The organism is Nocardioides pakistanensis (genome assembly GCF_054781215.1).
Window position 1 is genome coordinate 41,532 of the sequence record NZ_BAAGUV010000011.1, and the last position, 21,498, is coordinate 63,029.

The window sequence follows — 21,498 nt, forward strand, 5'->3', positions numbered from 1 at the left end:
TCAGACGACCTTGTAGCTGGCGGCGTCGGACTCTTGAGGGTCGATCGGCACCGGCACACTGCGGGCGAGGCGGCGCAGCACGTACACCGTGGCGACGGTGAGCAGCAGGTAGATCACCGCGACCAGCGCGAACCCCCACACCAGCCCGGGGGCGGGGTTGACCGCGTCGCTGGTGCGCAGCAGCCCGAACACGATCCAGGGTTGACGACCCACCTCGGTGACGACCCAACCCGCCTCCAGCGCCAGCACCGCGAGCACACCCGAGAACGCGCTGGCGCGCAGGAACCATGCCGACCGGGGCAGGTCTCGCCGGCGGTACCACGCGAGCACGAACCAGCCGGCCATGCCGAGCAACGCGAAGCCGGCGCCGACCATGACCTGGAAGGACAGGTGGACGACGTTGACCGGTGGCCGGTCGGCCTCCGGGGTCTCGTTGAGGCCAACGATCTCGGCGTCAGGGTCCCAGTGCGCGAGCAGGGACAGCCCGTTGGGGATCTCCAGCGCGTACCTGAGCTCCCCATCCACCGCGACGCCGCCGATGTGCAGCGGCGCACCGCGCTCGGTCTCGAAGACACCCTCCATCGCGGCCAGCTTGACCGGCTGGTTCGTGGCGACGAAGTGAGCAGCCCAGTCGCCCACCCCGATCTGGACCGGGGTGATCGCCGCGGCCACCGCGAACGGCACCAGGAACCCGAGCCGGTGGTAACGGTCCCGGCGGCCACGCAACATCGCGACGGCGTACACGCTGGCCATGCCGAAGCCGGCCACCATGAATGCGGCAAGGATCATGTGCGTGGTCTGCGGTGGAGTGGCGGGGTTGAACATGGCGGCGACCGGGTCGACGGCAACGATGCGGCCACCCTCAAGGTCGAATCCGGTGGGCACCTGCATCCACGCGTTCGCGGTCACCACGAAGAACGCGCTGGCCACGCCGGCGATCACGATCGGGATGCCCGCCAGCATGTGCTGCACCGGCGGCAGCCGGTCCCAGGCATAGAGGTAGATGCCCAAGAAGATGGCCTCGATGAAGAACGCGATGCCCTCCAGTGCGAACGGCAGGCCGATCACCTCGCCGTACACGCCCATCAGGCCGGGCCACAGCACCCCCATCTCGAAGGACAAGATGGTGCCCGACACCGCGCCGACCGCGAACAAGACACCCATCGCCTTTGCCCAGCGGCGGGCGAGGAGCTTGTAGACCGGGTCGCCCGTGCGGTGACCGCGCCACTCCGCGATCAAGGTGATCGCCGGCATCCCGACCCCGAAGCAGGCGATGATGATGTGCCAGCCCAACGACAGGGCCATCTGCATCCGAGCGGCATACAGATCTGCGGGATTGACCTCGGCCAGGAGTGCAGTCACCCGCCCACCCTACGCACGCGCACCACGCCCATCCGAGACGGGGTGACTGCTTCCAGGCTCGATAAGTCGAGGTGTGCGGTCATCGGGTCGGTCGGGCATCCTCGTACGAGGCCCCACCCTCCCGCAGACCGCGGCCGACCACGGGAGCGAGCAGACAGAACCCGAATGCGCCCGCCGCCAACGCAACCAGCCCGACGCCCGCGAGGACCCACCCGGCGCCGCCGAGCCACACCCCCAGCACGATCAGGGCTAGGCCCACCACCGCACGCAGGACGCGACCCGCACCGCTCGCAAGAAAGCTCACCAGAGCCATGCTCAGGCCCTGCCCTTGAGCATGAGGTTCCAATACAGCGCGGGAAGGCCGTACCGCTTGAGGTACCACATGTCGGTGCGCTCATGGGTGGTGTCGATGAGCGGGATCGTGGGGTGGGGCTCCATGGTGTAGTCGAACTCCGCGAGAAGCATCTTGTTCCGAGCCGTCGTCAGCGGACACGAGGCGTACCCGTCGTACTTCGCCGATGGTGGCGCGCCGTTCATGGTGGCCAGGAGGTTCTGGACGACCACCGGGGCCTGCTTGCGGATCGCCGCACCGGTCTTGGAGTTCGGCGTGGACCCGGCGTCGCCGAGCGCGTACACGTTGGGATAACGCGAGTGCTGCAGGGTGTACTGGTCGACCTCCACATAGCCCGCCGGGTTGGCGGGATCAGCCAAGGGTGTGGCCTTCAACCAGTCGGGCGCCGACTGCGGGGGGACCACGTGCAGGAAGTCGTAGCCGATGCTTTCCTTGGTGTCACCGGTGATGTCCGCGATCACGGCCTCACGGCGCGTGGGGTCGACCTCGACCATCTCGGAGTTCTTGCGCACCTCGATCCCGTATCGCGCCACCACACGCTCGAGCTCCTGGGCGAACACGGGCACCCCGAACATGCCGGGCGTGGGTAGCACCAACACCATGTGGATGTCGTCGAGGACGCCCTGATCGCGCCAGTAGTCGGCTGCCAGGTAGGCGATCTTCTGTGGCGCGCCGGCACACTTGATCGGACCGGACGGCATCGTGAACACCGCCGTGCCCCTGCGCAGGGCACGGATCCGCTCCCACGTCTTGGGCGCGAGGTCCGGTGAGTAGTTGCTCGACGCGTGAGGCGACTCGAGGGCCTCCGGGACACCAGGCACCTTCGTCCAGTCCAGCTGAATGCCCGGGCATACCACCAGGTAGTCGTAGGAGACCTCCGTGCCACCGGTGACGGTGACCAGCTGGTTCTCCGGATCGATGTCCTCAGCCGCTGCCTTGAGGCACGCGACGCCCTGCGGCATCACCGACGACTGTGGGCGTGCTGTCTCCTTCATCGTGGCCATGCCTGCGCCCACGATGGTCCACAGCGGCTGGTAGTAGTGGGTCTCGCTGGGATCGATCAGGGCGATGTCGCTCACCCCGGCACGACGAAGGCGTGCCGCCACGCTGATGCCGGCAGTGCCGCCTCCGATGATCACGACGCGATGATGGATCTTGGTGAATGCCATGGGCCTCTCCTTGGATAGTTGGACTCAGGGGTCGGCCCGGGAGTCAGGGGTCGACCAGGCCGAGCTCAGTGGCACGGGCGAAGTCATCATCGATCACCACCACGTCGTGGCCTGCGCGGTCCAACAGGCTGCCCGCGATCGAGGAACGCAGTCCACTGGCGCAGTGAACCCACAGCTGCCCAGCCGGCAGCTCGTCGAGGTGGTCGGGAAGGAAATGCAACGGCACGCCGATACTGTCTCGGAGCGCACCCTCGGCGCGCTCTTCGGTGCGCCGTACATCCAAGACGACAGGTGCCGTCCGGGACATCTCGCGGCTCAGGTCCTCGAAGGTCGCCATCGGGTACTGACGCGTCTGCTCCGCGAACGCCTGCCAGGGGACGCCGACGACGCCGCCCGTCAGGTCATCGATACCGATCCGCGCCAGCTGCCGCTGGGCGTCGGCCACCTGCTCGGGACTCTCTCCGACCAGCGTGAGTTTGGCGCCCCACGGGATCAGCCAGCCGAGATAGGTCGACAGCTGGTCCTCGACCGGGAAGCCGACCGTGCCCGCCAGGTGCCGCCGCGCGTAAGAGCGGCGGTCCCGCAGATCGATCACCCACTCCCCCGCCGCCACCCGACGGAGCAGCTCACCGGGGTCCACCGGCTCCGGCGACCCGAGCCGCGGCGCCCGCGGACCTCGCCGGTTGAGCGGTCCCATCTGTGCGTAATAGCTCGGGTAGGCCGTCAACCCCTCGATGAGCCGCTGGACGAAGACATCCTCGTCCGCCTCGGTCAACGCATCGTTCCGCGCACGCTCCTCACCGATCGTCGAGCCGTCGCCCCCCGTGGCCGCGCCAGAGGAGCAGAAACTGCCGAACCCATGGGTCGGATAGACCCGCGTGTCATCGGAGAGCATCGCGGCCAGCCGTCGCACGGAGCGGTACTGACCCCGCGTCAGCTCCTCGGTGCGCTCCGGGTCTACCAGGTCGGTACGACCCACACTGCCGTAAAGCAAAGAGCCCCCGGTGAACACAGCGCCCGGACCGCCCTCGTCGTCGGCCACGTGGAAAGCCAAGTGGGTCTCGGTGTGGCCTGGCGTGGCCTTCGCCTGCAGACGCAACGCACCCACCTCGAGCTCCTCGCCGTCCACCAGACCCCGCCGGTCGAACGACACCGCGTCCGCGGCCGACAGCGCGTACGTCGCACCCGTGGACTCCGCCAACGCCAAGCCACCCGTCACGTAGTCGTTGTGGATGTGGGTCTCCACCACCAAGGCGCACCGCAACCCGTTTCGGTCCAAGACCTCCTCGATCCGGTCGAAGTCACGCTGAGGATCCACCACAACCGCGACCTCACCGTCGTGCGCGACGTAGCTACGGTCGCCAAGCTCCGTGGTCTCCACAACCTCAACCCGCACCATGAGAAGCACCTCGAGCCACCATCGGCAAAATGACCGGACATTTGTGAGGCAGCACACGCTACGACACGCCGACGCAGCGACGCAACCCCCACCCCCGCCCTCTTGAAGCGGGGCGGCGGCAGCGCGGTTCGGGCGATTTGGGATACCCCCAGGGGCATGTACCGTGCAGGAGAGGGAACCACAAGACGACACAGAAATCCTGAGAGAGGAATGACGAAACCGATGCCATCTCTGCACCTGGGCGACATCGCCCCTGACTTCACCGCGCCCACCAGCGAGGGCGACATCTCCTTCCACGACTGGAAGGGCGACAGCTGGGCGATCCTGTTCAGCCACCCCGCCGACTTCACCCCCGTCTGCACCACCGAGCTCGGCCGCGTCGGCCAGATGAGCGACGAGTGGGCCAAGCGCAACACCAAGGTCATCGCCCTCTCCGTCGACCCCGTCGAGGACCACCACCAGTGGAAGCCCGACATCGAAGAGGTCGTCAACACATCGATCGAGTACCCGATCATCGCCGACCCCGACAAGAAGGTCGCCGAGCTCTACGACATGATCCACCCCGGCGAGGGCGACACCAACTCGGTGCGCTCGGTCTTCATCATCAGCCCCGACAACAAGATCCGCCTGATGATGACCTACCCCAAGAGCGCGGGCCGCAACTTCGACGAGATCCTCCGCGTCCTCGACGCCCTGCAGATGAACGACCTCGGCCCGTTCGCCACCCCGGCGGACTGGAAGCCCGGCGACCGGGTGATCGTCAGCAACGACATCCCCACCGAGGAGGCACAGAAGCGCTTCAGCGACCTCGAGGTCGTCAAGCCCTACCTCCGCTACACCGCCAGCACCGGCAACTGAAGCAGCGAACCAGCGCGCCCGGGGGCAGGCCGGCCTGATCGGCCTGCTCCCCCAGGACGCCCGATGTTCCAAGGCGCCCGGCAAGACCACCAAGAAATGCTGACCTGCAACGGCCCTGCGTCGTTGCGCACATTCGAAGTTGCAGGTGTCCCGGGCGCACATCCTGGGAAGTCGGCCTCAGGGCTCCCGAAGAGACGTGACCCGGCGACTTCGGAGACGTTTACGACCAGTAAACGTCCAACAACAGCCGCCACCGAAGCGTCCTGGTCGGCCAGCGTTTGCGCAGGTCATCGGCCTCTTGCGCGCTCCGATGACTTGACCAAACGGCACGGCAGAACAGTTCAAAACGCCAACCGGCTCTGACTCGCGTTTCCGCAGGTCAGAGCCGGTTTTTTGGTCGGGCTGACAGGATTTGAACCTGCGACCCCTTGCCCCAAGGCCAGCCGTTTGCGCACGCTGGCTGCCGTCGGTAAACATGCGCTCTGACCTGCGAAAACGTGCTGACCAACTCTTGCTCGACCTTGTGGCCATCAGCCCGCTTCAGCGGACTTCTGCGCTAGTAAACGTCCAGTAAGCGTCCAGGCAGTCAGATCTCCACCGCCCACTCCCCCGGCCAGCCGCTGCACACCGCCGCCTGCCGACCTCGGATCTGGGTGCCGGCCGACTGTGGGGCTACTCGAGAGTGAGCTGGGATCGGTGGAAGTCGTAGTGCTGGGTGCCGTAGTGGTAGACCTCCTCCAGGGTCATCGTGTCGCGGAAGAATGGGTCCCAGCCGACCGGGAAGTGCATCCGCCGGGCAAGCGCTGCCTCGGACTCGGCATCAAGGCGGCGGTGGAGCCGGTCGATCGTACGGTCGAGCTGCCGGGTGAGCCGTGGCCCGTGGAACACCAGCGCCCCGCCGACAGAGCCGAGGTAGTTGATGAGATGGAACGGCCGCGTACCCGCGTTCAGCACCGCCGCAAAGCTCCGGCTGAACGGCTCAGGTAGCCGCCCGAAGAGGCGGACGAGTCGCAGCAGACGGCTCACGATGAGGTACCCGAACGCCATGTGCCACAGCATCTGCTGGTTGGTCCAGCGGGTGCCGTCGGTGCGCCGACGAAGGTCGACGGACGTGGCGCGGGCCACCAGCTGATGCAGGTCGCTGCGGGCACCTTCCAGCTCTACGTGGATGGATCTCCGGTCGGCCGGCCCGCCGTTCACGCTCATGGAGCCAGTATCTCCAAGGCACTGACCGCATGAGGAGCAGCAACTTCTACACCCCAGTAGCGAAGCGGAGTCGAGCTGAAGGAAGCCAGGATCAGATCCGGAACGCGCGTCATATCCGCCAGAAGCAAGCACTCAACTGCAGCGCAGAGGTCGGGTCCGAGAACCGGTGGGTTCTAGGTGTCCTTCGACGGGCTCGTGAGGACGTGGCAGATGTCGTCGTCTGCACAATCGGCGGGATCGAGCAGGCGGCTGTGTTCGAGGAGAGCTTCGAGCTCGCCTTGCAGCGCGGCAAGATGCCGGATCCGTGCCCGGACGTCACTGAGCCTGGAGTCGATGAGCGTGACCACGTGCGCGCAAGGCACGGTCCCGTCGTCGCGTAGGTCGATGATGCTGCGGATCTCCGAGAGGGTGAGCCCGGCGGCCTGGGCCAGGTTGATGAACCGCAGCCGGGCGAGCGTGGCATCGTCGTAGACCCGGTAGCCGTTGGCGCCCCGTTCGGCGTCGGGCAAGAGACCCTTGCGCTCATAGAACCGGACGGCCTGGCTGGTCACTCCGACAGCATCGGCAAGCTCCCCGATCAACACTTCGTCCACCCTTCACCCTTGACCTTCTACCACGGTACAAGGTTTAGCGTCGCGGGCATGGACGTCTCCTTGTTGTACTTCGATGACTGCCCGAACTGGAAGGTCGCCGACGAGCGGCTGGCCGCGATCGCTGCCGAGCGCCCCGATGTCGTGGTGACGCGGCACCGCGTCGAGACCCTTGAGGAGGCCGAGCGGCTGGGGTTCCACGGCTCGCCGAGCATCCTGATCGACGGCGTCGATGTCTTCGCCGAGCCGGGCGCCGGCGTGGGGTTGTCGTGTCGGGTCTACCGCACGCCCGACGGCCTGGCGGGGTCGCCGACGATGGAGCAACTCCGCGACGCGCTCGCCGTGGCCGCAGAGGGGGCGTGATGACGAACAGCTACGACCTGATCGTGATCGGTGCCGGCATGGCCGGTGTCTCGGCGGCGAACAAGTCCGCTGCCGCGGGCTGGAGGGTCGCGATCGTCGACGCACTCCCCTACGGCGGCACCTGTGCTCTGCGCGGGTGTGACCCGAAGAAGATCCTGCGGCGCGGTGCCGAGATCGTCGACAGCGCCCGGCTGATGCGCGGCAAAGGCATCGACGATGCCGACCTGTCGATCAACTGGGCCGACCTGATCAAGCACAAGCACGGCTTCACCGACCCGATCCCGCGAAGCACCGAGGACGGCCTGGCAGGCAACGGCGTCGACACGCTGCATGGGCTGGCGCGGTTCCCCGCCCGAGCACCATCGCGATCGACGGCACCTCCTACGAGGCAGCACACTTCCTGATCGCGGCTGGCGCCCGCCCCCGGCCGCTGGGCTTTCCCGGCCACGAGCACCTGCTCGACAGCACCGGCTTCATGGACCTTCGCGAGCTGCCGGAGCGGATCTTGTTTGTCGGGGGTGGCTTCATCTCCTTCGAGTTCGCCCACATCGCGGCGCGCGCGGGCATCAGCCCGGTCATCATCGACCGCGGGCCGCGGCCGCTCAAGGCGTTCGACCCCGACCTCGTCGAGCTCCTCATCGGCCGCGGCGCCGACACAGGCATCGAGCTGTGGCGCTCCACCACGATCACCGGAATCGAGAAGTCCCAGACCGGATACCAGGTCACTATGGAACGTTCCGGCCAAGCCGAGACGGTGGAGTTCGACCTCGTCATACACGGCGCGGGCCGGATACCCGACCTGGCCGCCCTCGACCTGGACGCCGCCGGCGTCGAGTGGGACGAGCACGGAGTGCGGGTGGCCGCTCATCTGCAGAGCACCAGCAACCCGGCGGTCTACGCCGCCGGCGACGCAGCCAACAGCCCCGGGATGCCGCTGACCCCGGTCGCGGTGTTCGAAGGCAAGGTCGCCGCGTCCAACATGCTCAAAGCCACCACGACCGTCCCCGACTACGCCGGCGTGCCCACAGCGGTGTTCACGATCCCCGAGCTCACCCGGGTAGGGATGCTCGAGCAAGAAGCCCGCGAGCAGGGTCTCGACGTCGCGGTCCGCCACCGCGACACCAGCGGCTGGTACTCCAACTACCGGATCGGTGAGACCACCGCCGCCACCAAGATCCTCATCGACCGATCCACCGACCGGATCCTCGGGGCACACCTACTCGGCCCCGAGTACGGCGAGCTCATCAACTTCCTCGGCCTCGCCATGAAGCTCAACCTGACCACCCGCCAGCTCAAGTCCATGACCGCTGCCTACCCCACCATCGGATCAGACCTCGGCTCGATCCTCTGAACCCGGCCAAGCTGCGCGACAGCCAGTTGCAGGAAAGTCAGGTTGAGCGCGGGGAGTACATGATCACGGCCACTCCCAGCAGGCAGATCAAGGCGCCGGCAACGTCGTACCTGTCGGGTCGGAATCCGTCGAGGGCCATCCCCCATGCCAAAGATCCGGCGACGAAGACCCCTCCGTAGGCTGCGAGGATCCGTCCGAAGTTTGCGTCGGGCTGGAACGTGGCGACGAAGCCGTACAGGCCCAGCGCGATGACCCCGGCACCCGCCCACGCCCAGCCTCGGTTCTCGCGCACGGCCTGCCACACCATCCAGGCGCCCCCGATCTCAGCCACTGCGGCCACAACGAACAAGAGCACGGACCGGGTGATCGTCATGGCCCCAGTCTGCCAGGCCGATTCGCCACAGACGGCACGGCGGAGAACCCTCGACGTCGCCTCACTGCCGCAGCAGGCTTTGGACCGAGGCGACCATGTCGCGGGCGGGGCGTCCGACGCCGATCAGGGTTGCCGATGCCGGGCCGGTCCAGTCGCCGTAGCCGAGCAGTCGGAGCCGGGGCTCCTCCACCGCCTGGGTGCCGTCGGTGGCGATGTGACCGTCGGTGTTCCGGAGCCGGAGCGGTGCGAGGTGGGACAGCGCGGGCCGGAACCCGGTGCACCAGATGACTGTGTCCGCTTCGACGACGCGGCCGCTCGCGTCCCAGGCGACCCCGCGCTCGGTGAGACGGTCGAACATCGGTTCAGCCAGCAGTGCGCCGCGCTCGCGCGCCTCGCGCACCGAGGGCACCATCACGATGTCACCGAGGCCCATCACCCCGCCCTCGTCCAGGTGTCCGGCGTCGAGCTGTCGCCGGCGCTGGGTGGCAATCGCGAAAAGGTCGTGCCCGTCGACGTCGTCGGGGAGGAACCGCGGTGGTCTCGTCGTCACCCAGGTGGTGGTGGTGGCGACCTGCGAGACCTCCGCGAGGATCTGCGCGGCCGAGTTGCCCCCGCCGACAACGACGACCCGCTGCCCGTCGTACTCGTGCTTGTCGCGGTAGTCGGCGGTGTGCAGCTGGCGACCGGCGAACTCCTCCATGCCGGGGTAGGCCGGGACGAACGGCCTCGACCAGGTCCCGGTCGCACTGACCACGACCTCGGTCTCCCACTCCCCCGCGTCGGTCCGAACGAGCAGACCACCCTCGAGGCGGGACACCGAGCCAGCCCGCACCGGGCGGATGACAGGGATGTCGTAGCGCCGCTCGTAGCGGGTCAGGTAGTCGACCACATGCTCGGCGAGGGGGTAGCCGTCGTCGACGATCCAGGGCGGCATCATCCACCCGGGCAGGGAGGAGTACTGCGTCGGTGAGAACGTACGCAGGGTCGGCCACATCTCCCGCCATGCCCCACCCGGCGCGGGGGCGGCGTCGAGGACGACGAAGTCAACCCCGGCGCGGCGCAGGTAGTAGCCGGCCGCGAGACCGGCCTGACCGCCGCCGATGACGACGACCTGGGTCCTGCGCGCGCTCAGGCCTGCACCGGAACGTCGAGGGACTCCAGCAGCGCCACGACACGGCGGCGGATGTCGTCGCGGATCGGGCGCACCGACTCCACGCCCTTGCCGGCCGGGTCCTCGAGCACCCAGTCCTCGTAGCGCTTGCCCGGGAAGATCGGGCAGGTGTCACCGCAGCCCATGGTGATGACGACGTCGGAGTCCTTCACGGCCTCGGTGGTGAGGATCTTCGGCTGCTCGGCGGACATGTCGATGCCCTCCTCGAGCATCGCCTCCACCGCCGACGGGTTCACCTGGTCGGCCGGCTCGGAGCCCGCGGAGCGGACCTCCACGGCCCCACCGGAGAGGTGCATGGTGTACGCCGCGGCCATCTGGGAGCGGCCCGCGTTGTGCACGCAGACGTAGAGGACGCTGGGCTTGTCAGGCATGTGTTGGCCTTTCGATGTCGATGTCGAGGCTTTGCAGGAGGTCGGTGACGTGGGCGTCGATCTCGGCGCGCAGCAGGCGGACGCCGTCGAGGTCGGTGGCGGCGGGGTCGCTCAGCTCCCAGTTGAGGTACCGCTTGCCGGGGTAGACGGGGCAGGCGTCGCCGCATCCCATGGTGACCACCACGTCGGCGGCGCGCACTGTCTCGTCGGTGAGGGGCTTGGGGTAGGCGGTGGAGAGATCGATGCCGACCTCCTCCATGGCGCGGTGGACGGTGGGGTGCACGTCTGCGGCCGGGGCGGAGCCCGCGGAACGGACGTCGACCCTGTCACCGACCTTGTCGGCGAGGAGCGCGGCCGCCATCTGGGAGCGGCCGGCGTTCTGGACGCAGACGAAGAGCACCTGCGGCACCTCGGAGGTGGTCAGGCCCTCGGCCTTGGCGAGGGAGGCGAGGCGATCGCGAGCGAAGTTGGACGTGAGCGGCACGAGGTGTGCCCGGACCCGTGCGGTCGAGGCGAGAAGGTCATAGGACTCCTCGACACACCTGCGCACGGTCTCCAGGCCGAAGCAGTCGGCGTAATAGTGAGCCAGATCGCGGGTGACCTGCTCCATCGCGTTTTCGAAACTCAGCAGACCCTCGGTGTTGTCGGTCATGGGAGTTCTCCTGTTTTCACGAGCGAGACATGGTGGAAGTGCTTCTGGCGGCGCGGGGGAAGAACCGGCGCGCCCAGAGGCTGACGTAGACCAGCCCGACCAGCACCGGCACCTCGATCAGCGGGCCGACCACACCGGCGAGCGCCTCGCCGCTGGTCACCCCGAAGACCGCGATCGCCACGGCGATGGCGAGCTCGAAGTTGTTGCCGGCCGCGGTGAACGCGACCGTCGTGGACCGCTCGTAGCCGAGCCCGACTGCCCAGGACAGGGCCAGCGAGCCGGTCCACATGATCGCGAAGTAGGCCAGCAGCGGCAGCGCGATCCGGGCGACGTCGAGGGGCTGGGAGGTGATCGCCACACCCTGCAGCGCGAACAGCAGCACGATCGTGAACAGCAGCCCGTACAGCGCCCACGGACCGATCTTCGGCAGGAAGCGGGTCTCGTACCACTCCCGCCCGCGGCGGCGCTCGCCGATGCGACGGGTCAGGTAGCCGGCCAGCAGCGGGATCCCCAGGAAGACCACGACGCTGCCGGCGATCGTCCAGGGCGAGACCTCGAGCCCGGTGGTGTCCAGCCCCAGCCACCCGGGGAGCACCGACAGGTAGAACCAGCCGAGGACGCCGAAGGCGAAGACCTGGAACACCGAGTTCAGCGCAACAAGCACGGCGGCGGCCTCCCGGTCGCCGCAGGCGAGGTCGTTCCAGATGATCACCATCGCGATACAGCGGGCCAGGCCCACGATGATCAGGCCGGTGCGGTACTCCGGCAGGTCCGGCAGGAAGATCCAGGCCAGCGCGAACATCAGCGCCGGCCCCAGGACCCAGTTCAGGACCAGGCTGAGCACCAGTGTCTTGGTGTCGCGGGTGACGGTGTCGAGCTTGTCGTAGCGCACCTTGGCCAGCACCGGGTACATCATCAGCAGCAGGCCCAGCGCGATCGGCAGGGAGATGGAGGCGACCTTCACCGCCTCGAGCGCCTCGTTCAGCCCGGGGATCCAGCGCCCGGCGAGGAGGCCGACGACCATGGCCAGGCCGATCCAGACCGGCAGGAACTGGTCCAGCCGGGACAGGCCGCCGACCACGCCGTGCGGGGCCGCGCCGGTCGACTTCGCCTCGACGACGGTTCGGGGCTCGGAGGACATGTATCTCCTTGGTGCTTGGCAGCGTGAGCAACGGCGGCTAACGTATCAGTCAATGATGACATCAACCAAGACTGACTCGACGGTCGAGAACCTGTTCCGGGTGCTCGCCGATCCGTTGCGCCGGCAGATCGTCGAGCTTCTTGCCCGCGAGCAGCTGTGCACTTGCCACATCGTGGACGAGACCGGGGCGCGGCAGACCAACGTCTCCAACCATCTGCGGATCCTGCGCGAAGCGGGCCTGGTCGTGGCCGAGCCTGCTGGTCGCTACACCTACTACCAGCTGGTGCCGGAGGCTCTCGACGTCCTCGCGACCTCACTCAGCCGCCTCGCGGACAGCGCGCGCAACACGTCGGACCACCGCCGCCCGGCCTGCGACTGAAACTCTGCTCGCGCCCGGCCGGGCGCAATGCACCCCAAGCCACGCCTCGGAAGGTGGCAGAACGTGACGCCGCTCGTGGTCCCTGGGAGCGGTGTCCACGGTGTTCTGGTCAGCCGGTGGCGTGCTGGTGAGAGTTCTGTGCGGTCGGTTCGGGCCAGCTGAGCCGGTGCCGCAGCCACAGGGCGACGTAGACCAGGCCGACGAGCACCGGCACCTCGATGAGTGGGCCGACCACACCGGCCAGCGCCTGGCCGCTGGTGACACCGAAGACGCCGATGGCGACGGCGATTGCGAGCTCGAAGTCGTTGCTGGCCGCGGAGAACGCAAGAGCGGTGCTGCGCTCATAGGTGAGCTGCAGCCACCGTGAGATGGCCCAGGCGCCGAACCACATCACCACGAAGTAGACCAGCAGAGGCAGGGCGATCCGGGCGACGGTGAACGGTTCGGAGGTGATGGTCTCGCCCTGGAGCGCGAACAGCACGACCACGGTGAACAGCAGCCCGTAGAGCGCGATCGGTGCGATCTTGGGCAACAACCGGTCCTCGTACCACTCGCGGCCACGCCTGCGCTCCCCCAGCACCCGGGTCAGGTACCCGGCGGCGAGCGGGATGCCGAGGAAGATCAGCACGGTCTTGGCCGTGTCCCACATCGAGACGGCGACGGTCTCGGTGCCCAGCCCGAGCCAGCCGGGCAGGATGTTGAGGTAGAAGACCGCCATCGCGGCGTAGGTGAGGACCTGGAAGATCGCGTTGAGCGCGACGAGCACTGCCGCCATCTCCCGGTCACCGCGCGCCAGGTCGTTCCAGATCAGCACCATCGCGATGCACCGGGCGAGGCCGACCAGGATGACGCCGGTGCGGTACTCCGGCTGGTCGGCCAGGAAGATCCAGGCCAGCGCGAACATGACCGCCGGGCCTACCAGCCAGTTCAGGACCAGCGAGGCGGTCACCATCCGCTTGTCGGCGGTGACGTTGCCGAGCTCGTTGTAGCGGACCTTGGCCAGCACCGGGTACATCATCAGCAGCAGGCCGAGCGCGATGGGCAACGACGTCTCGCCGATCTTGACCGCCTCCAGGGCGTCGTCGAGGCCGGGAAGGAGCCGACCCAGCAGGAGGCCGGCGACCATTGCGGCACCGATCCACAGCGGCAGCAGCCGGTCCCTGGTCGAGAGGCGGGAGACGACCGCCTCCTGCTCGGGCGCCGTCATCACTGGCTTGTGGGAGGGGTTCATCATCGCTTCCTTCTACGCGTCATCTCTTGCGTTTGTGGTACGACGACCACGGGGCAGGCTGCGTGGTGGACGCAGTGCTGGGTGACCGAGCCCAGCAGCATCCCTTCGAAGCCGCCGTGACCGCGGGTGCCGAGCACCAGCAGGTCGGCGTCCTGGGAAGCGTCGATGAGCACCGAGGCCGCGCGGCCCTCCATCACGCGTCGGGTCACCGGCACGTCGGGGGGTGGGTCGAGGACCTCTTTGAGGACGCCGTCGAGCAGGTTGGCGGCGTCGACGTCGTAGTCCCGGCTGACGTAGGCATACATCTCCGGCAGGTGCCAGGCAGTGACCGCGACCAGCTCCGCGCCGGTCAGCTCGGCCTGCCGTACCGCCCATCGCAGGGCTTGTTTGCTCGACTCCGAACCGTCGATGCCGACCACGACGACCGGCTCGTGTGCCTCGGGCATGTCAATCCACTCCTTTCGGCGTCGAAGGGTCAGCGGCCGGGGTCGCGACCATGTCGCCGTGGACGTCGCAGACCGTGGCGAGGGTGTTGTAGACGGTCCCGTAGTTGCGGAGGTTGCGGTGGACGAGCTCGACGCGGCGGCTCGGCTCATCGGTGGTCACGTGGAGTGTGTAGGTGAGCTCCACGAACTTCGGCGGCGTGTCCTGCCGGCGGGCGGTCACCTCGACGCTCGCGTCGGTGTAGTCGAACTTCAGCATGGAGCCTGCCCTCGCCAGGTTCTTCAGCAGGCAAGCAGCCAGGGCGCTCGCCAACAGCTCGGCCGGGCCGGGCAGACCCGCGGGGGCACCGCCCCAGGTGGCGTCGAACCCGATGTCTGTCCCGGCCGCATGGACGGTCGCGCCCTCACCGCCGGCGCCGGACTGGGCGCGGATGCGGTACTCGGTGGGCGCGGTGGTCATGACGCGCGGACGCCGTTCAAGAGCTCGCGGATCTCCGCCGGCTTGGGCACCCGGCCGGAGACCAGGACCTTCTCGTCGACGACCAGGCCGGGCGTGGACATGATCCCGTAGCCGACGATGGTGGGATAGTCGGTGACCTTCTCGACGGTGGCGTCGAGGCCGAGGTCGGCCAGCACCTGCCGGGTGGCCTTCTCGAGGTTCTTGCAGTTGGTGCAACCGGGGCCGAGGATCTTGACGATCATGATGTGCTCCTTTCCGCCGCCGTTTCGACGGTTCTGTGTGTCCGTGGTTCAGGTGACGAGGGCGTTGAACAGGTAGCCGACCGCGACGATGGAGACGCCCACGACTGCGACGAAGATGACGAGCAGCTGGGGCTTCAGGACTCGGCGCAGCAGGATCATCTCCGGGAGCGACAGCGCGACGACGGCCATCATGAACGCCAGCAGCGTGCCCATCGGCAGGCCCTTGTCGTAGAGGGCCTCCACCAGCGGGAGGATGCCGGCGGCATTGGAGTACAGGGGTATCCCGATCAGCACGGCCACGAGGACCCCGAACGCGTTGCCCGGGCCGGCGTACCGCTCGAACAAGTCCTCCGGTGCCCAGCCGTGGATGACCGCGCCGACGCCGATGCCGACCAGCAGGTAGGGCCAGATCTTGCGCAGGACCGTGACGACCTCCTCGGCACCCATCTGGACCCGCTGGTTGAACGTCAAGCCGGCGGTGGAGTCGATGACCTGGCCACCGAGCTTGGTCTCGAACACGAACGGCTCCACCCACCGCTCGAGCTTCAACCTGCCCAGCACCCAGCCGCCGACGATCGCGATGCTCAGTCCGGCGCCGACGTACACAGCGGTGACCTTGAACCCGAACAGGCTCAACAGCAGGCCGATAACGATCTCGTTCACCAGCGGGCTGGCGATCAGGAAGCTCAGCGTCACCCCGAGCGGGACACCAGCGGAGACGAACCCGATGAACCCCGGCACTGCACTGCACGAGCAGAACGGCGTGACCACGCCCAGTCCGGCCGCCATCACGTTGCCGACGCCCTCACGCCGTCCGCCGAGCAGGGCGCGGGTGCGCTCGATGCTCATGTAGGACCGCAGGATGGTGATCACGAAGATGATGCCCGTGAGGAGAAGCGCGATCTTGATGGTGTCGTAGAAGAAGAAGTGCAGTGTCTCGGTGAGTCGCGCCTCCGCCGGCATGCCCAGCAGGTCGTAGAAGAGCAGGTCCCAGACCCTCTCGTTAACCCAGTACGCCGCCGCCCACAGCACTGCCACCGACGTCAAGGTCCCCCAGCGGCCACGTGTGCTGCTCGGCATCCGTTCGACGATGCTCACGGCTGTGTCTCGCTACTCGGAAGAGCAGTGGCGAGACGATCCATCGCCCCGTCGCTGAGCCGGTAGTCGATCCACCGGCCACGCCGCGTGGAGGTCACCAGCCCCGCCTCGCGCAGCACCTTCAGGTGGTAGCTCAACAGGTTGGGCGCAACGTTCACCTCGCCCTGAAGGTCGCACACGCACGCCTGACCGGTGGTCAGCCGTCGCAGGATGGTCCACCGCACCGGATCGGCGGCCGCGGTCAGCAAGGCGACCGCCGCGTCCACCTGACCGCTCGAGGACCTTGGCACTTCAATCGAGCTTGATGCAGCCACACTTGAAACGTAGGCCTGTGCCGGTGCTTCTCCCAGGGACGTTCGACCCTGCGAGCCGGTCCAAGAGACCCGTCGCGCCACCCTCGTGGTGACCGGCCGATTCCTCGGGACTCACGCGGATCGGGCGGCCGGAGAGGTTCGACCAGGTGCGGTGGCAGTGTGGCCCACGGCGCGGGCGAAGAGCAGTGTGCCGAGCCCTGCCAGGGCCGCCAGCACCACGAACGTCGTCCCGTAGCCCCCGGCTGCCTGGGCGATCCACGCGCCGAGGAACGGGCCGATCGCCACCGCAGCCGCCATCGGGGCTGTCAGGGTGCCGTTGATGGCGGCGTACCGTTCGGGTCCCCACAGGTCGGTGACGAGCGTGGCACCGACGAGGGTATAGAGCCCTCGAGCGGCGCCGGCGAGGATCGAGACGCCGAGCAGCAGCAGGTGCGGACCGGGGATGGCCGCGAGCGCGGCCAGGGTGAGGGCCATCGCACCGGTGACCAGCGTGACCCGGGTCCGGACGGGCAAGACCCTGGCCAGGCGTGGGTAGAGCAGCCGGCCGGCCACCTGACCTGCCCCGCCGAGCCCGAGCGCCCAGGCCGCGATGGCCGGCGTCATCCCGCGCTCGATCAGGAGCGGGATCAGCGCGATGAGTGAGGCATACATCGCCAGGGTGACCAGGGTGCCGGCGATGGCGACCAGCACGAACGTCTGGCTGGCCAGGACCGCGCGGTCCCTCCCCCGGTGCGCGTGGCCCCCGTCCGCCGGCCACGGATGGCCCAGCACGATCGCATGCAGCGGCACGGCGGTGGCCATCAACAGTCCGGCATAGATCACGTACACGCCCCGCCAGCTGGTCTGGTCGGCGAGCGCCGTCGTCACGGGCGCGAAGATGGTGCTGGCGAAACCCGCGACCAGCGTCAGGGTGGTCAGCGCCTGGACCCGCCGCGGACCGTGCCAGTGCGTGATGGCGGCGAACGCCGGGGCGTAGAACAGCCCGGCCGCGCCCGTGCCGCACAGCAGCATCCCGGCGACGAACCACAGGTAGGCAGGCGCGGCCGCGACCACCAGCAGGCCCGCGGATCCGACCACCCCGCCGGCGACCATGACCGGTCGCGGTCCCCGCGACTGGATCATCCGGCCCGCGGCGATCCCGGCCAGCGCCGTCATCGCGCTGCCGAGGGAGAAGGCAGCGGTGATGGCCGTCAGCGACCAGCCCGTGTCGCGAGTGATGTCCGGTGCGAGGACCGCGAACGCGTAGTACAGCGTCCCGTAGCTGATGGTGACCGTCAGGGACAGCGTGGCGAGGACGCCCCGCGGCGGTCGGCTCACCCGGCCCGGACCGGTGAGGTCCCGATCGTGAGGACCTCCAGCTCCGGCACCGCGCAGCAGCCACCGCCGGAGGCACCCTCGGGGTCGTCGTACAACCCCGAGCCGCCGCACACACCGGTGTCGGGCAACTCCAGCTCCACCCGCGCTGCGGCCTCGGCGTCACCGGCCAGCATGGCGACCACGCTGCGGACCTGCTCGTAGCCGGTCATCGCCAGGAACGTCGGAGCACGGCCGTAGGACTTCATCCCCACCAGGAACAGGTTCGGCTCGTCCGGGTGCGCGAGGTCGTGGGCACCGGTTGCCTGGACCGAGCCGCAGGAGTGGATGTTCGGGTCGACCTCGGCGGCGATCCGGCGTGGTGCCTCGAGCGTCGGGTCCAGGTCCAGGCGGAGCTCGGACAGGAACGACAGGTCGGGACGGAAGCCGGTCAGCACCACGACGGTGTCCGCCGCAGGCAGCTCGCGGCCGTCCTCGGCCACCACGACGACCTGCTCGCCCTCGCGGCGCAGCTCAGCCGTCCGGAACCCCATCACGGTGTCGACGCGCCCCTCCTCGACCGCCTGACGAGCGCGAACCCCGAGAGCGCCCCGCTGCGGCAGCTGGTCCGCTGTCCCGCCACCGAAGGTGTTCGCGGTGCTGCCGCGCCGCAGCGCCCAGGTGACCTTCGTCCCCGGGTGCTCTTGCGCGATCCGGTCCAGCTCCAGGACGGCGTTGAGCGCGGAGTCCCCGGCACCCAGCAGGACCGTGTGCCTGCCGGCGAACCGGCCAGGCGCCTGCGAGTCAGGGACCGCGTAGGCGACCAGGTCGGCGTTCGCGGACTCACCCAGTGCAGGGAGCCCGTCGGCGCCGGCGGGGTTGGGCCTGCGCCAGGTGCCGGAGGCATCGATCACCGCGCGTGCCTCGAACCGGGACTCGTTGCCCGAGGAGTCGGTGACGTGGATGGTGAACGGCTGGTCGCCACGGGCGGCGTCCACGAGACGGTCCCGGCCCTTGCGCGAGACACCGGTGACCCGTGCGTCGTACCGGACCCGCTCCCCCAGAGCCTTCCCCAGCGGCGCGAGGTAGCTCTCCACCCACTCAGCGCCGGTCGGGTAACCCTTGGTCGGTGCCACCCAGCCCGTCGGCTCCAGCAAACGCACCGCCGCCTTGTCCACCAGCTCCGGCCACTCCGAGAACAACCGCACGTGGCCCCACTCGCTCACCGCAGCACCCGGACCCTCCGCCGCTTCCAGAACCAGCGGCTCCAGCCCCCGCTCTAGCAGGTGCGCCGCAGCCGAGAGACCCTGCGGACCGGCACCGATCACCACAACAGGCAACTCAGACATCCCAGCTCCTCACATTCAAGTTCTTCGATGCGACCACCATAGCCACCCATCGACAAATGTCAATGAATGAGGAAGACTAGAGGCGTGCCGCCCCCACTTCCCCTGATCCAGTCAGACGCCCTGGCCGCCTGCTGCTCACCGATGACCGCAGGCATCGTCGACGACGAGACCGCCGAGACGTTGGCGCGCATGTTCAAGGCGATCAGTGACCCGGCACGGGTCAAGCTGCTCTCCCTCATCGCCGCCGCCGACCGGCAGGAAGCGTGCGTCTGCGACCTGACCGGATTCCTCGGCCTCGCCCAGCCCACGGTGTCCCACCACATGAAGATCCTCGTCGAGGCCGGACTCGTGGCCCGCGAGCGACGAGGCAAGTGGGCCTACTACAGCATCGTTCCAGGGAGCCTCGAGGCCCTCGCCGGCAAGATTTCGGCTGCGCCCTGACTCGACTGTCGACCCCGTGCGGAGCTTCAGAAACACGCTTGCGTCCGTCCTCGCGTTGGCGGCTGCGCTCCGATAGTCAGTCGCGAAGGCGTCCACTCGTTGACCGTGCCGCCAGGTCGTCGGCGAGGTCGAGGATCTGCTCCGCATTCTCGAGGCGGCTGATCAGTCGGGACGGCAGACCAGCCTGCCCGGTGCGGGCGCCGGTGATGGCTCCGGTCATCGAGGCGATGGTGTCGGTGTCTCCCCCGGCGAGTACGGCGGAGATCAGGGCCGCCTCGAGGTCATCGGGGCTGCTGAGGAAGAGCGCGACAGCTGTGGGCACCGATCCCAGGGCGGTGATGTCGGCTCCGAGCCGGGCGGCGATCTCCCGTGGGGCCGAGCCTGTTCGTGCGAGGTCCCGGATGCCGGCAAGGGCGTCACGAAACTCCGGGGTGCTGACGTGCTGGCCAAGAACCGCGCAGAATTCGGCCGCGTCGATGTCCTCCCCCGCGGTCGTTGCCGCCTGGGCGATGGCGGCGCATTGCACGGCCGCACCGTCTTGTGCCAGTGGGTGGGCGTGTGTGACAGCGGCTTGCCGGCGGGCCAGGCGGACCCGCTCGGTTACCGGGTGCGGGAGGAGGGCTACCGGTGCCACGCGCATGGCTCCCCCGTTGCCCCAGGAGCCGGTCTGCCCGAACGCGGTTCGGGTGACGGTCGTCCAGTCGTCGCCACTCAGGACTGCGCGGAAGATCCGCGGAGGAGCGGAGCCGTAGCCGCGATCGGGTTCGGCCTGCCATTCCTCCGCGAAGTCTCTTGCCAACCGGTCCTCGTCGATGGTGCCCGCGGTGGCGAGGAGGTGACGCGCGACGACCAGGGTCATGGCCGTGTCGTCGGTGTATCGCATGGCCCTGGCCGAGGTCATCCAGTTCTCGGCCAGCATCCGGGACACAGCCCTCGAGCCTTCGAAGGGTGCACCGACGGCGTCGCCGCATGCCGCGCCCAAAAGGGCTCCTCTGGCAGCGTGCGTCCTCGTCGACTGGTCCACGTGGAGCACAGGTTCTCCGTTCAATCGGTGGTGGGGGTTCAGCGGAGCCCTGCAGCTGGGTCCTCGGTGAGCCAGCCCTGGGCACGCCAGTACTCCATTGCTCTGGTGATGGCGGCTGCGGCGGTGCGGCGACGTTCATCCTGACGGGCGTCCCAGGTGGCGTCGAACCAGCGCCGCAGCGAGTCAGCCGTGCCCGGCCCGTCGAGCGTCTCGAGGCGGCTTGCCGGACCGAGGTGCTGGCCTAGAAGGAGCATCGCGAGGCTGTCGGCTTCGGGATGTGCGCTCAGGTAAGCCTCGATTGCCTGGCGAGCTGTCGGCCGGTTGAGGCGCTGCTCCTTGGCTGGCAACGGCTCCGGTCGCGCAGGTCCTGGGCGTCTCGCGGGAGGCTTCTTCTCCGCCTTCGGCGTAGGTGTGGTCGATGCCGCGAGGGGTGCCCGCGTCCCGCCCTCCGCCGGCGCGTTGTCGACACTGTTGGTGCCGGCCGCAGGTGCAGGCTTCCTGGGTAGGTGACGGGGCACGTCTCGCCCGAAGAGGAAGACCGACACGTAGGTCTCGGGGACCGGTCGGTTCCCGCCGAGCGACTCAGCGATCGCGTCGGCGTCGCAGACCGGGCACAGGGGCAGGTCACGGCGTCCCACGATCGCGAGCTGGTTTCCGCGGGGCTGCCGGGTCATCACCTGGGGACGGACGACGACGTCCGCGCGGGCGCAGGAGTTGCATCGAGTCGCGCCGCGTAGCCACTGGGCGCCGCAGGCCTCGCAGGTCACCTCGATGTCGTCACCGGAGGTACGTCCTCGCAGGCGCTCGTCCTCCCCGCAGGCGGGGCACTGGCTGATCGTGGCCACGGGTCAGGTCACCTCCCCTCT

27 protein-coding genes are annotated in these 21,498 nt (G+C 68.5%); 6 read left to right on the forward strand and 21 right to left on the reverse strand.

Features of this window, described 5'->3' with window-relative positions:
• The 4 genes from ACYVIH_RS03675 to ACYVIH_RS03690 form a co-directional block, all read right to left on the reverse strand.
• Positions 1 to 1,362, reverse strand: coding sequence for a cytochrome ubiquinol oxidase subunit I (locus ACYVIH_RS03675; RefSeq protein ID WP_460866136.1), 1,362 nt, complete (start codon positions 1,360 to 1,362; stop codon positions 1 to 3).
• A 79-nt stretch (positions 1,363 to 1,441) separates the two neighbouring features.
• Complete coding sequence (locus ACYVIH_RS03680) at positions 1,442 to 1,675, reverse strand: YgaP family membrane protein (RefSeq protein WP_460866137.1); 234 nt, start codon at positions 1,673 to 1,675, stop codon at positions 1,442 to 1,444.
• Positions 1,676 to 1,677: 2 nt separating this feature from the next.
• Positions 1,678 to 2,883, reverse strand: coding sequence for an NAD(P)/FAD-dependent oxidoreductase (locus ACYVIH_RS03685; protein WP_460866139.1), 1,206 nt, complete (start codon positions 2,881 to 2,883; stop codon positions 1,678 to 1,680).
• Positions 2,884 to 2,926: 43 nt separating this feature from the next.
• Positions 2,927 to 4,282, reverse strand: coding sequence for an MBL fold metallo-hydrolase (locus ACYVIH_RS03690; protein WP_460866140.1), 1,356 nt, complete (start codon positions 4,280 to 4,282; stop codon positions 2,927 to 2,929).
• 222 nt (positions 4,283 to 4,504) lie between these two features.
• Here ACYVIH_RS03690 and ACYVIH_RS03695 point away from each other — a divergent pair, with 222 nt between their 5' ends.
• Positions 4,505 to 5,140 carry a peroxiredoxin gene (locus ACYVIH_RS03695; protein ID WP_460866142.1) on the forward strand — a complete coding sequence of 212 codons (636 nt, stop codon included), beginning with the start codon at positions 4,505 to 4,507 and terminating at the stop codon, positions 5,138 to 5,140.
• 672 nt (positions 5,141 to 5,812) lie between these two features.
• On the opposite strand, the gene ACYVIH_RS03700 is transcribed toward ACYVIH_RS03695, so the two are convergent.
• Together ACYVIH_RS03700 and ACYVIH_RS03705 are read right to left on the reverse strand one after the other, a co-directional pair.
• Complete coding sequence (locus ACYVIH_RS03700; protein WP_460866145.1) at positions 5,813 to 6,346, reverse strand: DinB family protein; 534 nt, start codon at positions 6,344 to 6,346, stop codon at positions 5,813 to 5,815.
• A 173-nt stretch (positions 6,347 to 6,519) separates the two neighbouring features.
• On the reverse strand, positions 6,520 to 6,939 hold the full coding sequence (locus ACYVIH_RS03705) for a heavy metal-responsive transcriptional regulator (RefSeq protein ID WP_460866147.1): 420 nt from the start codon (positions 6,937 to 6,939) through the stop codon (positions 6,520 to 6,522).
• A 48-nt stretch (positions 6,940 to 6,987) separates the two neighbouring features.
• Here ACYVIH_RS03705 and ACYVIH_RS03710 point away from each other — a divergent pair, with 48 nt between their 5' ends.
• Genes ACYVIH_RS03710 through ACYVIH_RS03720 form a run of 3 tightly spaced genes read left to right on the forward strand, consistent with a single transcriptional unit; the run spans position 6,988 to position 8,650 of the window.
• The gene (locus tag ACYVIH_RS03710; RefSeq protein ID WP_460866149.1) at positions 6,988 to 7,299 is read left to right on the forward strand and encodes a thioredoxin family protein; all 312 of its coding nucleotides are present in this window, start codon (positions 6,988 to 6,990) and stop codon (positions 7,297 to 7,299) included.
• Positions 7,299 to 7,703 carry an FAD-dependent oxidoreductase gene (locus ACYVIH_RS03715; RefSeq protein WP_460866151.1) on the forward strand — a complete coding sequence of 135 codons (405 nt, stop codon included), beginning with the start codon at positions 7,299 to 7,301 and terminating at the stop codon, positions 7,701 to 7,703. Before ACYVIH_RS03710 ends, ACYVIH_RS03715 begins: the two co-directional genes overlap by 1 nt.
• Before the next feature lie 26 nt (positions 7,704 to 7,729).
• Positions 7,730 to 8,650 carry an FAD-dependent oxidoreductase gene (locus ACYVIH_RS03720; protein WP_460866343.1) on the forward strand — a complete coding sequence of 307 codons (921 nt, stop codon included), beginning with the start codon at positions 7,730 to 7,732 and terminating at the stop codon, positions 8,648 to 8,650.
• 37 nt (positions 8,651 to 8,687) lie between these two features.
• On the opposite strand, the gene ACYVIH_RS03725 is transcribed toward ACYVIH_RS03720, so the two are convergent.
• From ACYVIH_RS03725 to arsB (ACYVIH_RS03745), 5 genes are all read right to left on the reverse strand, one after another.
• Entirely contained in the window at positions 8,688 to 9,023 is a 336-nt protein-coding gene (locus tag ACYVIH_RS03725; protein WP_460866153.1) for a YnfA family protein, read from the reverse strand.
• Between the two features lie 61 nt (positions 9,024 to 9,084).
• A complete protein-coding gene (locus tag ACYVIH_RS03730; RefSeq protein ID WP_460866346.1) occupies positions 9,085 to 10,269 on the reverse strand; it encodes an ArsO family NAD(P)H-dependent flavin-containing monooxygenase in 1,185 nt (394 codons plus the stop codon).
• Positions 10,152 to 10,565, reverse strand: a complete 414-nt coding sequence (locus ACYVIH_RS03735) for an arsenate reductase ArsC (RefSeq protein ID WP_460866156.1) — start codon at positions 10,563 to 10,565, stop codon at positions 10,152 to 10,154. Before ACYVIH_RS03735 ends, ACYVIH_RS03730 begins: the two co-directional genes overlap by 118 nt.
• Positions 10,558 to 11,217: an arsenate reductase ArsC gene (locus ACYVIH_RS03740; RefSeq protein ID WP_460866158.1), complete on the reverse strand. Its 660-nt coding sequence runs from the start codon at positions 11,215 to 11,217 to the stop codon at positions 10,558 to 10,560. Before ACYVIH_RS03740 ends, ACYVIH_RS03735 begins: the two co-directional genes overlap by 8 nt.
• A 16-nt stretch (positions 11,218 to 11,233) precedes the next feature.
• On the reverse strand, positions 11,234 to 12,358 hold the full coding sequence (arsB, locus tag ACYVIH_RS03745) for an ACR3 family arsenite efflux transporter (RefSeq protein WP_460866161.1): 1,125 nt from the start codon (positions 12,356 to 12,358) through the stop codon (positions 11,234 to 11,236).
• A gap of 52 nt (positions 12,359 to 12,410) precedes the next feature.
• On the opposite strand from arsB (ACYVIH_RS03745), the gene ACYVIH_RS03750 reads away from it, so the two are divergent.
• On the forward strand, positions 12,411 to 12,737 hold the full coding sequence (locus ACYVIH_RS03750) for an ArsR/SmtB family transcription factor (RefSeq protein ID WP_460866164.1): 327 nt from the start codon (positions 12,411 to 12,413) through the stop codon (positions 12,735 to 12,737).
• A gap of 109 nt (positions 12,738 to 12,846) precedes the next feature.
• Here the strand turns inward: ACYVIH_RS03750 and arsB (ACYVIH_RS03755) are convergent, their stop codons facing one another.
• The 8 genes from arsB (ACYVIH_RS03755) to ACYVIH_RS03790 all read right to left on the reverse strand — a co-directional run bounded on the left by arsB (ACYVIH_RS03755) (position 12,847) and on the right by ACYVIH_RS03790 (position 19,167).
• Positions 12,847 to 13,971 (reverse strand): ACR3 family arsenite efflux transporter, encoded by a 1,125-nt coding sequence (gene arsB / locus ACYVIH_RS03755; RefSeq protein ID WP_460866167.1) that lies wholly within the window; start codon positions 13,969 to 13,971, stop codon positions 12,847 to 12,849.
• Entirely contained in the window at positions 13,968 to 14,414 is a 447-nt protein-coding gene (locus ACYVIH_RS03760; RefSeq protein ID WP_460866170.1) for a universal stress protein, read from the reverse strand. Before ACYVIH_RS03760 ends, arsB (ACYVIH_RS03755) begins: the two co-directional genes overlap by 4 nt.
• Before the next feature lies 1 nt (position 14,415).
• Positions 14,416 to 14,871, reverse strand: coding sequence for an OsmC family protein (locus ACYVIH_RS03765; protein ID WP_460866173.1), 456 nt, complete (start codon positions 14,869 to 14,871; stop codon positions 14,416 to 14,418).
• Positions 14,868 to 15,113, reverse strand: coding sequence for a thioredoxin family protein (locus ACYVIH_RS03770; RefSeq protein WP_460866176.1), 246 nt, complete (start codon positions 15,111 to 15,113; stop codon positions 14,868 to 14,870). The genes ACYVIH_RS03765 and ACYVIH_RS03770 overlap by 4 nt, the downstream gene beginning before the upstream one ends.
• A 48-nt stretch (positions 15,114 to 15,161) precedes the next feature.
• A complete protein-coding gene (locus ACYVIH_RS03775; RefSeq protein WP_460866178.1) occupies positions 15,162 to 16,193 on the reverse strand; it encodes a permease in 1,032 nt (343 codons plus the stop codon).
• 14 nt (positions 16,194 to 16,207) lie between these two features.
• The gene (locus tag ACYVIH_RS03780; RefSeq protein ID WP_460866181.1) at positions 16,208 to 16,501 is read right to left on the reverse strand and encodes an ArsR/SmtB family transcription factor; all 294 of its coding nucleotides are present in this window, start codon (positions 16,499 to 16,501) and stop codon (positions 16,208 to 16,210) included.
• Positions 16,502 to 16,636: 135 nt separating this feature from the next.
• A complete protein-coding gene (locus tag ACYVIH_RS03785; protein WP_460866184.1) occupies positions 16,637 to 17,842 on the reverse strand; it encodes an MFS transporter in 1,206 nt (401 codons plus the stop codon).
• Complete coding sequence (locus tag ACYVIH_RS03790; protein ID WP_460866186.1) at positions 17,839 to 19,167, reverse strand: NAD(P)-binding domain-containing protein; 1,329 nt, start codon at positions 19,165 to 19,167, stop codon at positions 17,839 to 17,841. The genes ACYVIH_RS03785 and ACYVIH_RS03790 overlap by 4 nt, the downstream gene beginning before the upstream one ends.
• Positions 19,168 to 19,308: 141 nt before the next feature.
• On the opposite strand from ACYVIH_RS03790, the gene ACYVIH_RS03795 reads away from it, so the two are divergent.
• Complete coding sequence (locus tag ACYVIH_RS03795) at positions 19,309 to 19,608, forward strand: ArsR/SmtB family transcription factor (RefSeq protein WP_460866191.1); 300 nt, start codon at positions 19,309 to 19,311, stop codon at positions 19,606 to 19,608.
• A gap of 76 nt (positions 19,609 to 19,684) precedes the next feature.
• Here ACYVIH_RS03795 and ACYVIH_RS03800 read toward each other — a convergent pair whose 3' ends face one another.
• Positions 19,685 to 20,641, reverse strand: coding sequence for an ADP-ribosylglycohydrolase family protein (locus ACYVIH_RS03800; RefSeq protein ID WP_460866193.1), 957 nt, complete (start codon positions 20,639 to 20,641; stop codon positions 19,685 to 19,687).
• 29 nt (positions 20,642 to 20,670) lie between these two features.
• Entirely contained in the window at positions 20,671 to 21,477 is an 807-nt protein-coding gene (locus ACYVIH_RS03805) for a hypothetical protein (RefSeq protein WP_460866195.1), read from the reverse strand.
• Between the last annotated feature and the right edge of the window lie 21 nt (positions 21,478 to 21,498).